Raw genomic sequence first — 12997 nt, forward strand, 5'->3', positions numbered from 1 at the left:
AGATCCTCACCGGCGAGGTCGCCGGCGCCGGGCACGCCTCGGCGTCCGGGCGGCTGGACGACCAGCACCTGTTCTACCTGCAGGCGCGCGGCATCACCTTCGACGAGGCGCGGCGCATGGTCGTGCGGGGCTTCCTCGGTCAGCTCGTCGAGCGGATCGAGGTCCCCGAGGTCCGCGACAAGGTGCGCGAGGCCATTGAGGAAGAGCTGGACCAGGGAGCCGCCCGATGACCGAGACCGCGAAATCCGGGAACACGACCCCGCAGGAGGGGTACGTGAAGGTGTGCGCGCTCGACGAGGTCCCCGCCGACGGGGCGCTCGGCGTCGAGGTCGGCGACACGCCCATCGCCATCGTGCGCAGCGGCGAGGACGTGTACGCCGTCAACGACATCTGCACGCACGCCGAGGTCTCGCTGTCCGAGGGCGAGGTCTACGACGGCACGATCGAGTGCTGGCTGCACGGGTCCTGCTTCGACCTGCGCAGCGGCAAGCCCACCAACCCTCCGGCCACGCAGCCGGTCGCCACCTACAAGGTCAAGGTCGAGGGCGGGGACGTCTACGTCTCGCTCGGCGACGACTGACCCCACGACGAAGGAACCACACGCACTATGGCCACGCTAGAGATCCGCGACCTCCACGTCTCCGTCGGCGACGGCTCCGACGGGGCGAAGGAGATCCTGCGCGGGGTCGACCTGACCGTGCAGGCCGGCGAGACCCACGCGCTCATGGGGCCGAACGGCTCCGGCAAGTCCACCCTGGCCTACGCGGTCGCCGGCCACCCCAAGTACGAGGTGACGTCCGGGACCGTGACGCTGGACGGCGAGGACGTCCTCGCGATGTCCGTCGACGAGCGCGCCCGCGCCGGGCTGTTCCTGGCGATGCAGTACCCGGTCGAGGTGCCGGGCGTGTCCGTCTCCAACTTCCTGCGCTCGGCCGTGACCGCCGTGCGCGGCGAGGCCCCGAAGCTCCGCGAGTTCTCCAAGGAGATGAAGACGGCGATGGACAACCTGTCCATCGACCCGTCGTTCGCGCAGCGCAGCCTGAACGAGGGCTTCTCCGGCGGCGAGAAGAAGCGGCACGAGATCCTGCAGCTGGAGATGCTCAAGCCGAAGGTCGCCATCCTCGACGAGACCGACTCCGGCCTCGACGTCGACGCCCTCAAGGTCGTCTCCGAGGGCGTGAACCGGTTCGCCTCCGGTGAGACGGGCGTCCTGCTCATCACCCACTACACCCGCATCCTGCGGTACGTGAAGCCCGACTTCGTGCACGTGTTCGCCGCCGGCCGCGTCGTCGCCGAGGGCGGCCCGGAACTGGCCGACGAGCTGGAGGAGCAGGGCTACGAGAAGTACGCGAAGGCGGGCGCGTCCCTATGACGGCGAGCGAGGCGGGCCGGGCGGCCGCGGCCCCGCCCGGGGCGGGCCTGCTCCCCGAGGAGCTGAAGAAGGACTTCCCGCTGCTGGGCCGCACGGTCCGCGGCGGGCGTCCGCTCGTGTACCTCGACTCGGGGGCGACGTCGCAGAAGCCCCTCCGGGTGCTGGACGCCGAGCGGGAGTTCTACGAGCGGCACAACGCGGCCCCGCACCGCGGCGCGCACCTGCTCGCCGAGGAGGCGACGGAGGCCTACGAGAACGCCCGCGCCTCCATCGCCCGGTTCATCGGCGCGACGCCCGGCGAGATCGTGTTCACCAAGAACGCCACCGAGGGCATCAACCTCGTCGCGTACGCGATGAGCAACGCCGCGACCGCGGGCCCGGAGGCCGAGCGGTTCGCGGTCGGCCCCGGCGACGAGATCGTGGTGTCGGAGATGGAGCACCACGCCAACCTCGTCCCGTGGCAGCAGCTCTGCCTGCGCACCGGGGCGACGCTGCGCTGGTTCGGCATCACCGACGAGGGCCGCCTCGACCTGGAGGGGCTCGACGAGCTGGTCAACGAGCGCACCAAGATCGTCGCGCTGACGCACCAGTCGAACGTGCTCGGCACCGTCCCGCCGGTCCAGCTGATCGCCGAGCGGGCGCACGCGGTCGGCGCGCTCGTCCTGCTGGACGCCGCGCAGTCCGTCCCGCACCAGCCGGTCGACGTGACCGGGCTCGGCGCCGACTTCCTGGCGTTCTCCGGGCACAAGATGCTCGGCCCGACCGGCATCGGCGTCCTGTGGGGCCGCGGCGAGCTGCTGGAGGCCATGCCGCCGTTCATCACCGGTGGTTCCATGATCGAGGTCGTCCACATGGAGGAGACCACGTTCATGCCGCCCCCGCAGCGGTTCGAGGCGGGCGTCCCGATGACCGCGCAGGCGATCGGGCTCGGCGTCGCGTGCGACTACCTCGCCGAGATCGGCATGGACCGCGTCCACGCCCACGAGGAGGCCCTCGTCGGCTACTCCCTGGAGCGGCTCGGCGAGATCCCCGGCGTCCGCGTCATCGGCCCCGGCACCACCGAGGCGCGGGGCGGCGCGGTGTCGTTCACCGTCGAGGACATCCACCCGCACGACGTCGGCCAGGTCCTGGACGACCTGGGCGTCGAGGTCCGCGTCGGCCACCACTGCGCGTGGCCGATCTGCCGGCGCTTCGGCATCCCGGCGACCACCCGCGCGACGTTCTACCTCTACAACACCCTCGCCGACGTGGACGCGCTCGCCGACGGGGTACGGCACGCGCAGAAGTTCTTCGGAACACACTGACGCGCGGGCCGGTTGTAGCGAAAAAGGCTTGGAAGGGACGACATGCAGCTGGAGGCGATGTACCAGGAGGTCATCCTGGACCACTACCGCAACCCCCACCACAGGGGGCTGCGGGAGCCGTTCGAGGGCGAGGCGCACCACGTCAACCCGACCTGCGGTGACGAGGTGACGCTGCGCGTCCACCTCGACGGCGACGGCCAGGACGCCACGGTCGCCGACGTGTCCTACGACGCCATGGGCTGCTCGATCAGCCAGGCCAGCGCCTCGGTGATGTCCGACCTGATCATCGGAAAGTCCGTGAAGGAGGCGATGGCGGTCGGCGAGGAGTTCCTGGCCCTGATGCAGTCCCGCGGCCGGGACGTCGAGCCGGACGAGGACGTCCTGGAGGACGCCATCGCCTTCGCGGGGGTCTCCAAGTACCCCGCCAGGATCAAATGCGCCCTGCTCGCCTGGATGGCGTGGAAGGACGCGACCGCACGCGCACTCGGAGAGGCATCATGACCGACACGCCCGGTACCACGGTCCAGGAGGAAGAGGTCCTGGAGGCGCTCAAGGACGTCGTCGACCCCGAGCTCGGCATCAACGTCGTCGACCTCGGCCTGATCTACGGGATCAACCTGGACGACGAGGTCGCCACCATCGACATGACGCTCACCAGCGCCGCCTGCCCGCTCACCGACGTGATCGAGGACCAGGCCCACAGCGCCCTGGAGGGCATCGTCAAGGACGTCAAGATCAACTGGGTCTGGCTCCCCCCGTGGGGGCCCGACAAGATCACCGACGACGGCCGCGACCAGCTCCGCGCCCTCGGCTTCAACGTCTGACCCGCACCGCTCGCACCGCTCGCACCGGCCGCGCCCCCGCCCGCGGGGCGCGGCCGGCGCGCGTTCCCGCATCGCGGCGCGCGCCGCGATGCGACGCTCTTGACGGCTGTGCGATCGCCCGTGCGGAGGGAGCCAGGATGGCCGCACCCCCGGAGTCCCCGGACCCGTCCTGCCGCGCGCTGCCGCCCGACCCGGCGGCGATCGTCACTCTCGCGGCGCGCGGTCTGCGCGCTCCTTCGGCTTCGCCGGCCAGAGGGTGTGGCTGACCGGCCAGATGGCCCAGATCGCCAGGACGACGCCCAGGCGGCCGAGCCAGGCGGTGAGGGCCCCGGTGCGGGCGGGGTCGTCCACCAGGACGATCATCGCGAGGAGGATGCCGCAGGCGATGGCGGTCGCCAGGGCCGCCTTGCCGAACTCGCGCCACTCGTAGCGGGTGCGGGCGGCGCCGTACGCGGGCCTGCCGCGGGGCGGCGGGCCGCCGGCGAAGCGGTGCGCGAAGCGCTCGTCGGCCCAGCGGACCACGCTGTGCCCGAACGCGACGGAGTAGCCGAGGTAGGCGGCGGCCAGGCCGTGGCCGGTGCCGGCGGTCGCCCCGCCGCGCAGGTCGATCGCGGTGGCGGCCAGCAGGACCAGGTCGACCAGCGGGACGCAGATCAGCAGCGCCGCGCCGGTGCGGCGCAGCCGCAGCGGGTAGCGGGCGGCGAGGCCGGCGGCGAGGACGATCCAGAAGCCGATCTCGCAGCCGGCGATGACGGCGATGAGCACGGGTTCCATCGTGCGCCCGGCGGGGCGGCGGATCGTCGTCCGCGGCGACGTTCTCCGGGTCGTCCGAAGGATGTACGCGGGGTCCTCACCCGGGCGGACGAGGCACGGCCGCGGGGATGCTGAGATGTATCCGTGCATCCGATCCGACGGGCGACCACGCGCCAGGACGCGCTGATCACGGTGGCCGCACTCGCCGGCGGGCTGCTGATGCTGGCGGCGCACGGCTACTCGGCCTGGTCGCCGGACTGGGACCCGTCGCGCTGGGTGCGCCTCGTCCCGCTGCTCGGGCTGTGCTCGGCGATGCTGCTGCGGCGGACGGCGCCGCTGACCGGGCTGGCGCTCGCGACGCCGTTCAACTTCGCCGACGTGGCGCTCGGGCCGAGCATCGCCACCGCGATGATCTACGGGGACGCGCTGTACGCGGCGTGCCTGTACGGGCGGCGGCGGACCGCGGAGTGGCTGCTCGGGGCGACGGTCTTCGCGTCGCTCGCGGTGGCGGCGGGCGTCGGGATCGCGCTGCGCGGCGTCGCGGTCGGCGTGGTGGTGGGCGCGGTCGCCGGACTGGTCTGGGTGGCGCCGGTGCTGACCGCGATGGCCGTCCGCGAGCACCGGTTCCGGGCGGAGGCGGAGCGGCGGCGGGCCGAGGCCGAGCGGCGCCGCGCCGAGGCCGAGCGCGAGCGGGCCGAGCAGGTGGCGCGGCTGGCGGAGCTGGACCGGCGCGCCGCGGTGACCGCCGAGCGGGCCCGGATGGCCCGCGAGCTGCACGACGTGATCGCCAACCATCTGAGCGCGGTGGCGCTGCACTCCTCGGCGGTGCTGCGGGTGCCCGACCTGGACCGGGACGAGATCGAGCGGTCCATGCGCGTCATCCGGGAGAACAGCGTGCAGGGGCTCGCCGAGATGCGCCGGATGATCGGGCTGCTGCGCGACGGCGGCGACGCCGACCCGGCCGCCCGGCCGCGGCTCGCCGAGCTGGACCGGCTCGTCCGGCACACCGCGCGGTCGGACCTGTCGGCCTCCCTGGAGGTCGCGGGGGAGCCGGTGGAGCTGCCCGCGGCGGTGGAGCTGGCCGCGTACCGGATCGTCCAGGAGTCGCTGACGAACGCGCTCAAGCACGCCGGGCCGGGCCGCGCCGAGGTCCGCGTCCGGTACGGCCGGCGGCTGGTGATCGACGTGCTCAGCCCGCTCGGCCGGGACGGCTCCCGGCTCCCCGGCAGCGGCAGCGGGCTGGTCGGGATGCGCGAGCGCGCGGTGATGCTGGACGGGGAGTTCGACGCGGGGCCGGACGGCGGCCGGTGGCGGGTGCACGCCGAGCTGCCCGTGGAGCTGGAGAGGACGCCATGATCGAGGTGCTGGTCGCCGACGACCAGGCGGCGGTGCGGGCCGGCCTGGTGCTGATCCTGCGCGGCGCGCCGGATGTGCGGGTCGTCGGCGAGGCCGCGGACGGGCTGCGCGCGGTGGAGCTGGCCCGGGAGCTGCGCCCCGACGTGGTGCTCATGGACGTCCGCATGCCCCGCCTGGACGGCATCGGCGCCACCCGGGAGATCGCCCGGTTCACCGACGTGCTGGTGCTGACGACGTTCGACATGGACGAGTACGTGTTCGGGGCGCTCCGCGCGGGCGCCGCCGGCTTCCTGCTGAAGGACGTGGACGCCGACGGGCTCGTGGAGGCCGTCCGGACGGTCGCGGCGGGCGAGGGCATCATCGCCCCGCGGGTGACCCGGCGGCTGATCGCTGCGTTCGCGTCCCGCCCGGCGGCGCCGGCGGAGGCGCCCGGCCTGGACGAGCTGACGCCCCGGGAGCGCGAGGTGTTCGCGTGCCTGGGCGAGGGCCTGTCGAACGGGCAGATCGCGGCCCGCCTCGACATGGCCGAGACGACCACCAAGACGCACGTCAGCCGCATCCTCGGCAAGCTCGGGCTGGCCGGCCGCGTGCAGGCGGCCATCCTCGCCCAGGAAATGGCCGCCACCGGACTTTCCGGGCGTGATCCATCCGAGGGCCCGCCGGGGCCGCGCTGATCGCGCTGCGGTGCTCTCAGCGCGGCGCTCCCGGTGCGGCGGTCAGAGACTGCGGGCGCCGGCCAGGGCGGCGATCAGGTACGTGACGCCGGCCAGGGCCGCCAGCCACGCGTAGGCGGTGATGTCGGCGCCGCGCAGCGCCTGCACGACGAGGGCGCCGACGACCGCGACGGTCAGCACGTCGCCGGTCGTCGCGGCGGCGCGCAGGTGCGCGCGGGCCCGGGTGCCGGACCCGAACCCGTCGCTGATCGGCAGCGCCGGCTCGTTGCGCCGGTAGCCCAGGTACAGGGCGTACCCGGTGAGCGCGGCCAGCGCGATGAGGGCCGTCCCGGACCGACCTTCGGCGGCCAGCACGGCCCCGACCACCACACCGGCGCCCAGGACGAGCCCTGGCACGGCCCACCGGCTGAGACTGCGGCGTTCGGGAGCGATCCACATGGTGCTCATCCTTCCCGATGTGCGCGCGAGCGGGACCGGCAACGCGCCGGGCTGTATCTTCTCGCTTCGTGGCGCAATTTCGATTGAACGGCTCGAAGATGCTCGCCGTCGACCTCGCCGGCGAGACCATCAGGGCGCTGAACGGCTCCATGGTCGCCTACGAGGGCCAGATGTCGTTCAAGCGGCAGGGCATGACGGGCGGCGAGGGGCTGCGGGGCGCCCTCAAGCGGCGCATCGCGGGCGAGGGCATGACCCTCATGGAGGTCACCGGGCAGGGCACGGTGTACCTGGCGAGCGAGGCGACGGAGGTCACGCTCGTCCAGCTCACCGGCGACACCCTGTTCGTGGAGTCGGAGAGCCTGCTGGCCCTCGACGGGAACCTGCAGACGGGCGTCCAGTTCGTGGGGCTGCGGGGCATGGGCACCGGGCAGGGCCTCGCCACCACGAAGGTGGACGGGCACGGGACGGTCGCGGTGCTGTCCGACGGCCCGGCCATCGCGCTGGAGGTGACGCCGCAGACGCCGCTGTGCGTCGACCCGCACGCCTACGTCTGCCATCACGGGCAGCTCCAGCAGGACGTGGTCACCGACGTCAACTGGCGGACGGTGATCGGCCAGGGATCGGGGGAGAGCGTGCAGTTCCGGTACCAGGGGCACGGGCTGGTGTACGTCCAGCCGGCCGAGCGCGGCGGGATTCTGGAGATCTGATGCCCGGATACCAGTCGATCAACTCCAAGATGCTCCAGGTGCCGATCGGGCCGGGGCGGGAGGTCTACAGCAAGCGCGGCGCGATGCTCGCCTACACCGGGGCCGTGTCGTTCGCCCCGACCGCGACGGCCGGGCAGGGCATCGGCGGCACGATCGGGCGCGCGGTCGCCGGCGAGCGCAGCGCGATGATGCACGTGACCGGGCAGGGCACCGTCATGTTCGGGCACCGCGGGCTGGAGGTCACCGTCGTCGACCTGAACGGCGCCGACACCCTGTACGCCGAGGCCGACCGGCTGCTGGTGCACGACGCGACCCTCCAGGTCGGGACGATGTTCATGGGCGAGCAGGGCGGTGTGCGCGGCATCGTCCGCGGCGCGGTCACCGGGCAGGGCCTGTTCACCACGACGCTCACCGGGCAGGGCTCCTGCGCGCTGCTGTCGCACGGGGGCGTGATGGAGATGCCGATCACCCCGCAGCGCCCCGTCCACGTCGACCCGCAGGCCTACGTGGCCCACCGCGGCCAGGTGCAGAACAGGCTGACCACGGCGGTCGGGCTGCGCGACATGATCGGGCGCGGCTCCGGCGAGGGGTTCCAGCTGGAGCTGAGCGGCTCCGGCGTCGTCTACGTCCAGGCCAGCGAGAGGAAGATCTGACCCGTGAGCACGTTCGGCACGCAGACCTGGAACCCGTACACGCTCCCGTCCAACGACAACGTCAACTCCTACGCCTTCAGCGTCGACCTCAACGGGCAGTGGTTCGCGCAGAAGGGCAAGATGATCGCCTACTACGGGCAGATCAGGTTCGAGGCGCTGTCGGCGGGGCCCCTGGACTCCCTCGTCGCGCACACGTTCAACTCTCCGCTGTACGCGCAGGACTGGATCGTCGCGCAGGGGCAGGGCAAGCTCCTCCTCGCCGACCGGGGCTACGACGTCAACTCCTACGACCTGGAGGACGGCAACCTCACCGTCCGCGCCGGGAACCTGCTGGCGTTCGAGCCGGGCCTGGAGCTCAAGCAGTCGATCATCCCGGGGTTCCTGACGCTGATCGGCACGGGGCGGTTCGTGGCGGCCTCCAACGGGCCCGTCCACTTCGTCGAGCCGCCGATCCGGGTCGACCCGCAGGCGCTGCTCGGCTGGGCCGACTGCCCGTCGCCCTGCCACCACTACGACCACTCCTACATGCGCGGGGCGTTCGGCGCGGCGCGCATGGTGTTCGGGATCGGCGGCCAGTCCGGCGAGGAGCACCAGTTCGACTTCACCGGCCAGGGCACCGTGCTGATGCAGTCGTCGGAGACCGTGATGAACGAGGACGTCCTGCTGCGCGACCTCGAAGGGCAGATCGGCCTGGTCGGCACGTCCGGCCTGCAGCGGCTGCACCGGACGATCGGGCAGCGGCTCGCCGCCGAGCGGCAGGGCTGACCCCGCAACCCGGGCCGGGGCGCGCCTCCGGGGGCCCGGCGGCGCGCCGGGCCCCCGAGGCGCCGTCACGACGAGGGCTGGGGCGCCGGCCTCATCACGCGGAACGGCACCCCGAACGGGTCGCGGACGGTGGCGATGCGCCCGTACGGGGTGTCCACCGGCTCCTCGTCCACGGTGCCGCCTCCGGCGCGGACCTTGCGGGCCGCCTCGTCGGGGTCGTCGACCGCGAAGTAGGTGAGCCATGAGGCGACCGGGTCCCCGCCGCCGCCGAGGACGAGGCCCTCGCCGCCGAGGATGCCGCCGATGTAGCGGCCGTCGCCCGCCCGGCGCAGCACGGTGTAGTCCAGCCCGCCCGGGATCTGCTCCAGCTCGTAGCCGAACACCGCGGTGTAGAAGTCGCGGGCCGGCCCGGCGTCGGGCGCGAAGAGCTCGTTCCAGGTGAACGACCCCGGCTCGTCGACGATCCGGGAGCCGGGGTGGGCCTGCCCCTGCCACAGGCCGAACTGGCCTCCGACCGGGTCCTTCAGGATCGCCAGGCGGCCCTGGTCCATCACGTCCATGGCGGGGACGACGACCTCCCCGCCGGCGTCGGCGGCGCGCTTGATCAGCCCGTCGCAGTCGCCGGTGGCGAAGTAGACGGTCCACCAGTAGCGGGCGGGCCGGTCGTCGGGGTTCGGCGCCATCCCGGCGACGGGCTCGCCGCGCAGCGTGCACATGTTGTAGTGGCCCCCTTCGGGGCCGGTGTCCTGGAACTGCCAGCCCAGGAGCGTCCCGTAGAACGTCTTGGCCCGCTCCAGGTCGGGGACGCCGATGTCGAGCCAGTTCGGCGTCCCGTCCGGCGCGTTGCCCGTGACCTGGGTCATCCGACTCACACTCCTTCGTGCCGGGACCACCGGTCCCGGATGCCGATCCGCCGCACGCCGCCACCCTCATCCTGGCCCCCGGAGGGCCGTTCACACATCGCCGCCGCACGGGATCGGCATGGCCGGGACCGGCCCGCGCCCTCCGGCCCCGTCCCGCAGGGCCCTCCCGCCGCCCTGGGACGGCGGAGCGCCGCCCGGCCTCACGTACACTGGGCGGATGGTTCAGCTCCCGAACTGACAGTGCGCCCGGCGCGCCAGCGGCCTGCGAGGCCGCGCGGCGCGCCGTTTCGTGCGCCTGTCCACCGAGCCGTCCGTCAGGGGAGCCCTGTCACTGTGATCATCGCGAAAGACATCGAGCTGCGCGCCGGGTCCCGGCTGCTGATCGAGGCCGCCACGTTCCGGGTGAACCCCGGCGACCGGGTCGGCTTCGTGGGGCGCAACGGCGCCGGCAAGACGACCCTCACCAAGGTGCTGGCCGGGGAGGCGCTGCCCGCGCAGGGCGCCGTGACGTCCTCCGGCACGATCGGCTACCTGCCGCAGGACCCGCGCGGCGTCGACCTGGACGAGCTGGCCCGCGACCGGATCCTGTCGGCCCGCGGGCTGGACGAGGTGATCCGCGAGCTGCGCGCCGCCGAGGACGCCATGGCGGCCGCGACCGGCGCCGAGCGCGACAGGGCCGTCCGCCGGTACGGGCGGCTGGAGGAGCGGCTGCACGTGCTCGGCGGCTACTCGGCGGAGGCGGAGGCGGCGTCGATCGCCTCCAGCCTCGGCCTGCCGGACCGGGTGATGACCCAGCCCCTCGGGACGCTGTCGGGCGGGCAGCGGCGCCGGGTGGAGCTGGCCCGCATCCTGTTCTCCGGCGCCGACACCCTGCTGCTGGACGAGCCGACCAACCACCTGGACGCCGACTCGATCGTCTGGCTCCGCGACTTCCTGAAGGGCCACCAGGGCGGCCTCGTGGTGATCAGCCACGACGTGGAGCTGCTGGACGCGGTCGTCAACCGGGTGTTCCACCTGGACGCGAACCGCTGCGTGATCGACATCTACAACGTCGGCTGGAAGAAGTACCTCGACCAGCGGGAGACGGACGAGCGGCGCCGCAAGCGCGAGTCGGCCAACGCGCAGCGGCAGGCGTCGGCGCTGCTGTCGCAGGCCGACAAGATGCGCGCGAAGGCGACCAAGGCGAAGGCGGCCCAGCAGATGGATCGGCGCGCCCGGCGGCTGCTCGCGGGCGTGGAGGGCGAGCGGCAGGCCGACAAGGTCGCCAAGATCCGCTTCCCGGACCCGGCCCCGTGCGGCAGAACCCCCCTCACCGCGGAGGGTTTGTCGAAATCGTACGGATCTTTGGAGATTTTCACCGACGTGGACCTGGCCGTCGACCGGGGCAGCCGCGTCGTCGTGCTCGGCCTGAACGGCGCGGGCAAGACCACGCTGCTGCGCCTGCTCGCGGGCATCGACGAGCCCGACACCGGCAGGGTCGTGGCCGGGCACGGCCTGCGGATCGGCTACTACGCCCAGGAGCACGAGACGCTGGACGTCGACCGGTCCGTCCTGGAGAACATGCAGTCGGCGGCGCCCGGCATGGCGCCGGTCGAGGTCCGCAAGATCCTCGGCTCGTTCCTGTTCTCCGGCGACGACGTCGACAAGCCCGCGGGCGTCCTGTCCGGCGGCGAGAAGACCCGGCTGGCGCTGGCGATGCTCGTGGTGTCCAGCGCGAACGTCCTGCTCCTGGACGAGCCCACCAACAACCTCGACCCGGCGAGCCGCGAGGAGATCCTCGGCGCCCTGCGGACGTTCGCCGGGGCCATCGTCCTGGTGACCCACGACGAGGGGGCGGTCGAGGCGCTCGCGCCGGAAAGAGTGATTTTGCTGCCCGATGGTGTGGAAGACATCTGGAGTGACGAGTTTGCCGATCTGGTGGCGCTCGCGTGACCTGCGAGGTGACTTCCGCAGATCTTTTCTGGCCGAGTGGGTAGCCGAACAGCCGGGAATGACTGATCATGGCGGGGGATAACGCAGCGGTCACCACATCACTACGGGAGGTACTCGTGGCCGAGACCCTTAAGAAGGGCACCCGCGTGACCGGTGCCGAGCGCGACAAGCTGGCGGCGGACCTGAAGAAGAGGTACGACTCCGGCGAGAGCATCCGCGCCCTGGCAGCCGCCACCGGCCGCTCGTACGGTTTCATCCACCGGATTCTGACCGAGTCCGGCGTCAACCTGCGCGGTCGCGGTGGCGCGACCCGGGGCAAGAAGTCCTGACCGGACCCCTGCCCCCGGATGAGCGCACCGCCTGATCCGGCGCCGCGGCCGACCGAGTAGGGTTCGGTCGCGGCGGCGGACCGGGCGAGCGGGTCCCGCCCCGTGGACGGCGGGGCGGGCCCGCCATGCTCCCGCCGCACCGGCGCGGGCACGCTCATCGAGAGGAATACCAGTGGGGGACGCGACGACGGGACGGCCGGAAGCGGTCAGCGAGGGCACCGGTCCGGGCGGGGCGGAGCCGCCGGGCGGGGCGGAGCTGGCGAAGGCCGGGCTGCGGCTGGAGGTGGACGGCGCCCTCGCGACCGTCACCCTGAACCGGCCCGAGCGGCGCAACGCCATGACGTTCGACACCTGGCGCGGCCTCGCCGCGATCGGCCGCTCCCTCCCCGCGGGCGTGCGCGTCGTCGTCCTGCGCGGCGAGGGCCCGTGCTTCTCGGCGGGCATCGACCTCGGCATGTTCTCCGGAGACGGCGAGGGCTTCGCCGACGGCTCGGACGCCGAGGCCACCGACCGCTTCATCGCGGAACTGCAGGAGGGCTACACCTGGCTGCGGCGCCCCGAGATCGTCACGGTCGCGGCCGTGCACGGGCACGCGATCGGCGGCGGCTTCCAGCTCGCGCTGGCCTGCGACATCCGGGTGGCCGCCGACGACGCCAAGTTCTGCATGAGGGAGCCGGCGCTCGGGCTCGTCCCCGACCTGACCGGCACCAAGCCGCTGGTGGAGATCGTCGGCATCGGGCGCGCGCTGGAGCTGTGCCTGACGGCGCGGACCGTGCCCGCCGACGAGGCGGCCCGGCTCGGCATCGCCGAGATCGTCGTCCCGCGCGACGGCCTGGACGGCGCCGTCCGCGACCTGGTCGCGTCGCTGCTGGCGGTGAACCCGGGCGCGGCCGTGGCGACCAAGCGGCTGCTGTGGGAGGCCGCCGAGAACACCCTTGAGGAGCAGTGCGCCGCCGAGCGCCGCGAGCAGATCGGCCGCCTCCGCGAGATGTTCGGCAGGTGACCGGAGAAGGGGCGGGCCGCCGGC

Annotated in this window: 17 protein-coding genes; 14 read left to right on the forward strand and 3 right to left on the reverse strand. The window is 73.1% G+C overall.

Annotated features, from left to right (window positions below; translation table 11 throughout):
- The 6 genes from ACIWVC_RS14310 to ACIWVC_RS14335 form a co-directional block, all read left to right on the forward strand.
- Positions 1 to 230: SufD family Fe-S cluster assembly protein (locus ACIWVC_RS14310; protein ID WP_396448672.1), on the forward strand; the 230-nt coding region annotated here is incomplete at its 5' end.
- A complete protein-coding gene (locus ACIWVC_RS14315; RefSeq protein WP_396448674.1) occupies positions 227 to 580 on the forward strand; it encodes a non-heme iron oxygenase ferredoxin subunit in 354 nt (117 codons plus the stop codon). The genes ACIWVC_RS14310 and ACIWVC_RS14315, both read left to right, overlap by 4 nt.
- 27 nt (positions 581 to 607) lie before the next feature.
- Positions 608 to 1372 carry a Fe-S cluster assembly ATPase SufC gene (gene sufC / locus ACIWVC_RS14320; protein WP_396448676.1) on the forward strand — a complete coding sequence of 255 codons (765 nt, stop codon included), beginning with the start codon at positions 608 to 610 and terminating at the stop codon, positions 1370 to 1372.
- Positions 1369 to 2676, forward strand: a complete 1308-nt coding sequence (locus tag ACIWVC_RS14325; RefSeq protein WP_396448677.1) for a cysteine desulfurase — start codon at positions 1369 to 1371, stop codon at positions 2674 to 2676. The genes sufC and ACIWVC_RS14325 overlap by 4 nt, the downstream gene beginning before the upstream one ends.
- Positions 2677 to 2718: 42 nt before the next feature.
- On the forward strand, positions 2719 to 3177 hold the full coding sequence (sufU, locus tag ACIWVC_RS14330; RefSeq protein ID WP_396448679.1) for a Fe-S cluster assembly sulfur transfer protein SufU: 459 nt from the start codon (positions 2719 to 2721) through the stop codon (positions 3175 to 3177).
- On the forward strand, positions 3174 to 3500 hold the full coding sequence (locus ACIWVC_RS14335; protein WP_396448680.1) for a metal-sulfur cluster assembly factor: 327 nt from the start codon (positions 3174 to 3176) through the stop codon (positions 3498 to 3500). The genes sufU and ACIWVC_RS14335 overlap by 4 nt, the downstream gene beginning before the upstream one ends.
- A gap of 204 nt (positions 3501 to 3704) precedes the next feature.
- On the opposite strand, the gene ACIWVC_RS14340 is transcribed toward ACIWVC_RS14335, so the two are convergent.
- Positions 3705 to 4274, reverse strand: a complete 570-nt coding sequence (locus ACIWVC_RS14340) for a hypothetical protein (RefSeq protein WP_396448681.1) — start codon at positions 4272 to 4274, stop codon at positions 3705 to 3707.
- 123 nt (positions 4275 to 4397) lie between these two features.
- Here ACIWVC_RS14340 and ACIWVC_RS14345 point away from each other — a divergent pair, with 123 nt between their 5' ends.
- Complete coding sequence (locus ACIWVC_RS14345) at positions 4398 to 5609, forward strand: sensor histidine kinase (protein ID WP_396448682.1); 1212 nt, start codon at positions 4398 to 4400, stop codon at positions 5607 to 5609.
- Positions 5606 to 6283 (forward strand): response regulator, encoded by a 678-nt coding sequence (locus ACIWVC_RS14350; protein ID WP_396448683.1) that lies wholly within the window; start codon positions 5606 to 5608, stop codon positions 6281 to 6283. Before ACIWVC_RS14345 ends, ACIWVC_RS14350 begins: the two co-directional genes overlap by 4 nt.
- A gap of 42 nt (positions 6284 to 6325) precedes the next feature.
- On the opposite strand, the gene ACIWVC_RS14355 is transcribed toward ACIWVC_RS14350, so the two are convergent.
- On the reverse strand, positions 6326 to 6721 hold the full coding sequence (locus tag ACIWVC_RS14355; RefSeq protein WP_396448684.1) for an ABC transporter permease: 396 nt from the start codon (positions 6719 to 6721) through the stop codon (positions 6326 to 6328).
- Between the two features lie 68 nt (positions 6722 to 6789).
- Between ACIWVC_RS14355 and ACIWVC_RS14360 the strand changes: the two genes are divergently transcribed.
- From ACIWVC_RS14360 to ACIWVC_RS14370, 3 genes are read left to right on the forward strand one after another with little or no spacing between them, the layout of a single operon-like run.
- On the forward strand, positions 6790 to 7428 hold the full coding sequence (locus tag ACIWVC_RS14360; protein ID WP_396448685.1) for an AIM24 family protein: 639 nt from the start codon (positions 6790 to 6792) through the stop codon (positions 7426 to 7428).
- The gene (locus ACIWVC_RS14365; protein ID WP_396448686.1) at positions 7428 to 8081 is read left to right on the forward strand and encodes an AIM24 family protein; all 654 of its coding nucleotides are present in this window, start codon (positions 7428 to 7430) and stop codon (positions 8079 to 8081) included. The genes ACIWVC_RS14360 and ACIWVC_RS14365 overlap by 1 nt, the downstream gene beginning before the upstream one ends.
- A gap of 3 nt (positions 8082 to 8084) precedes the next feature.
- Positions 8085 to 8846: an AIM24 family protein gene (locus tag ACIWVC_RS14370; RefSeq protein ID WP_396448688.1), complete on the forward strand. Its 762-nt coding sequence runs from the start codon at positions 8085 to 8087 to the stop codon at positions 8844 to 8846.
- 65 nt (positions 8847 to 8911) lie between these two features.
- Here ACIWVC_RS14370 and ACIWVC_RS14375 read toward each other — a convergent pair whose 3' ends face one another.
- Positions 8912 to 9709: a VOC family protein gene (locus tag ACIWVC_RS14375; RefSeq protein ID WP_396448690.1), complete on the reverse strand. Its 798-nt coding sequence runs from the start codon at positions 9707 to 9709 to the stop codon at positions 8912 to 8914.
- Between the two features lie 333 nt (positions 9710 to 10042).
- On the opposite strand from ACIWVC_RS14375, the gene abc-f reads away from it, so the two are divergent.
- The 3 genes from abc-f (at position 10043) to ACIWVC_RS14390 (ending at position 12973) form a co-directional block, all read left to right on the forward strand.
- Entirely contained in the window at positions 10043 to 11641 is a 1599-nt protein-coding gene (abc-f, locus tag ACIWVC_RS14380; RefSeq protein WP_396448691.1) for a ribosomal protection-like ABC-F family protein, read from the forward strand.
- A gap of 116 nt (positions 11642 to 11757) precedes the next feature.
- A complete protein-coding gene (locus tag ACIWVC_RS14385) occupies positions 11758 to 11970 on the forward strand; it encodes a helix-turn-helix domain-containing protein (protein WP_021596738.1) in 213 nt (70 codons plus the stop codon).
- Between the two features lie 172 nt (positions 11971 to 12142).
- Positions 12143 to 12973 (forward strand): enoyl-CoA hydratase/isomerase family protein, encoded by an 831-nt coding sequence (locus ACIWVC_RS14390; RefSeq protein WP_396448692.1) that lies wholly within the window; start codon positions 12143 to 12145, stop codon positions 12971 to 12973.
- The last annotated feature ends 24 nt before the right edge of the window (positions 12974 to 12997 follow it).

Origin of the sequence: Actinomadura sp., assembly GCF_044508335.1 — a bacterium.
Taxonomy (GTDB): Bacteria; Actinomycetota; Actinomycetes; order Streptosporangiales; family Streptosporangiaceae; genus Spirillospora.

Bases quoted from the DNA above. Each gene is read 5' to 3' on its own strand.
- ACIWVC_RS14315 (WP_396448674.1), top strand. From the start codon at position 227: ATGACCGAGACCGCGAAATCCGGGAACACGACCCCGCAGGAGGGGTAC.
- sufC (WP_396448676.1), top strand. From the start codon at position 608: ATGGCCACGCTAGAGATCCGCGACCTCCACGTCTCCGTCGGCGACGGC.
- ACIWVC_RS14325 (WP_396448677.1), top strand. From the start codon at position 1,369: ATGACGGCGAGCGAGGCGGGCCGGGCGGCCGCGGCCCCGCCCGGGGCG.
- sufU (WP_396448679.1), top strand. From the start codon at position 2,719: ATGCAGCTGGAGGCGATGTACCAGGAGGTCATCCTGGACCACTACCGC.
- ACIWVC_RS14335 (WP_396448680.1), top strand. From the start codon at position 3,174: ATGACCGACACGCCCGGTACCACGGTCCAGGAGGAAGAGGTCCTGGAG.
- ACIWVC_RS14340 (WP_396448681.1), bottom strand. From the start codon at position 4,274: ATGGAACCCGTGCTCATCGCCGTCATCGCCGGCTGCGAGATCGGCTTC.
- ACIWVC_RS14350 (WP_396448683.1), top strand. From the start codon at position 5,606: ATGATCGAGGTGCTGGTCGCCGACGACCAGGCGGCGGTGCGGGCCGGC.
- ACIWVC_RS14355 (WP_396448684.1), bottom strand. From the start codon at position 6,721: ATGTGGATCGCTCCCGAACGCCGCAGTCTCAGCCGGTGGGCCGTGCCA.
- ACIWVC_RS14365 (WP_396448686.1), top strand. From the start codon at position 7,428: ATGCCCGGATACCAGTCGATCAACTCCAAGATGCTCCAGGTGCCGATC.
- ACIWVC_RS14375 (WP_396448690.1), bottom strand. From the start codon at position 9,709: ATGACCCAGGTCACGGGCAACGCGCCGGACGGGACGCCGAACTGGCTC.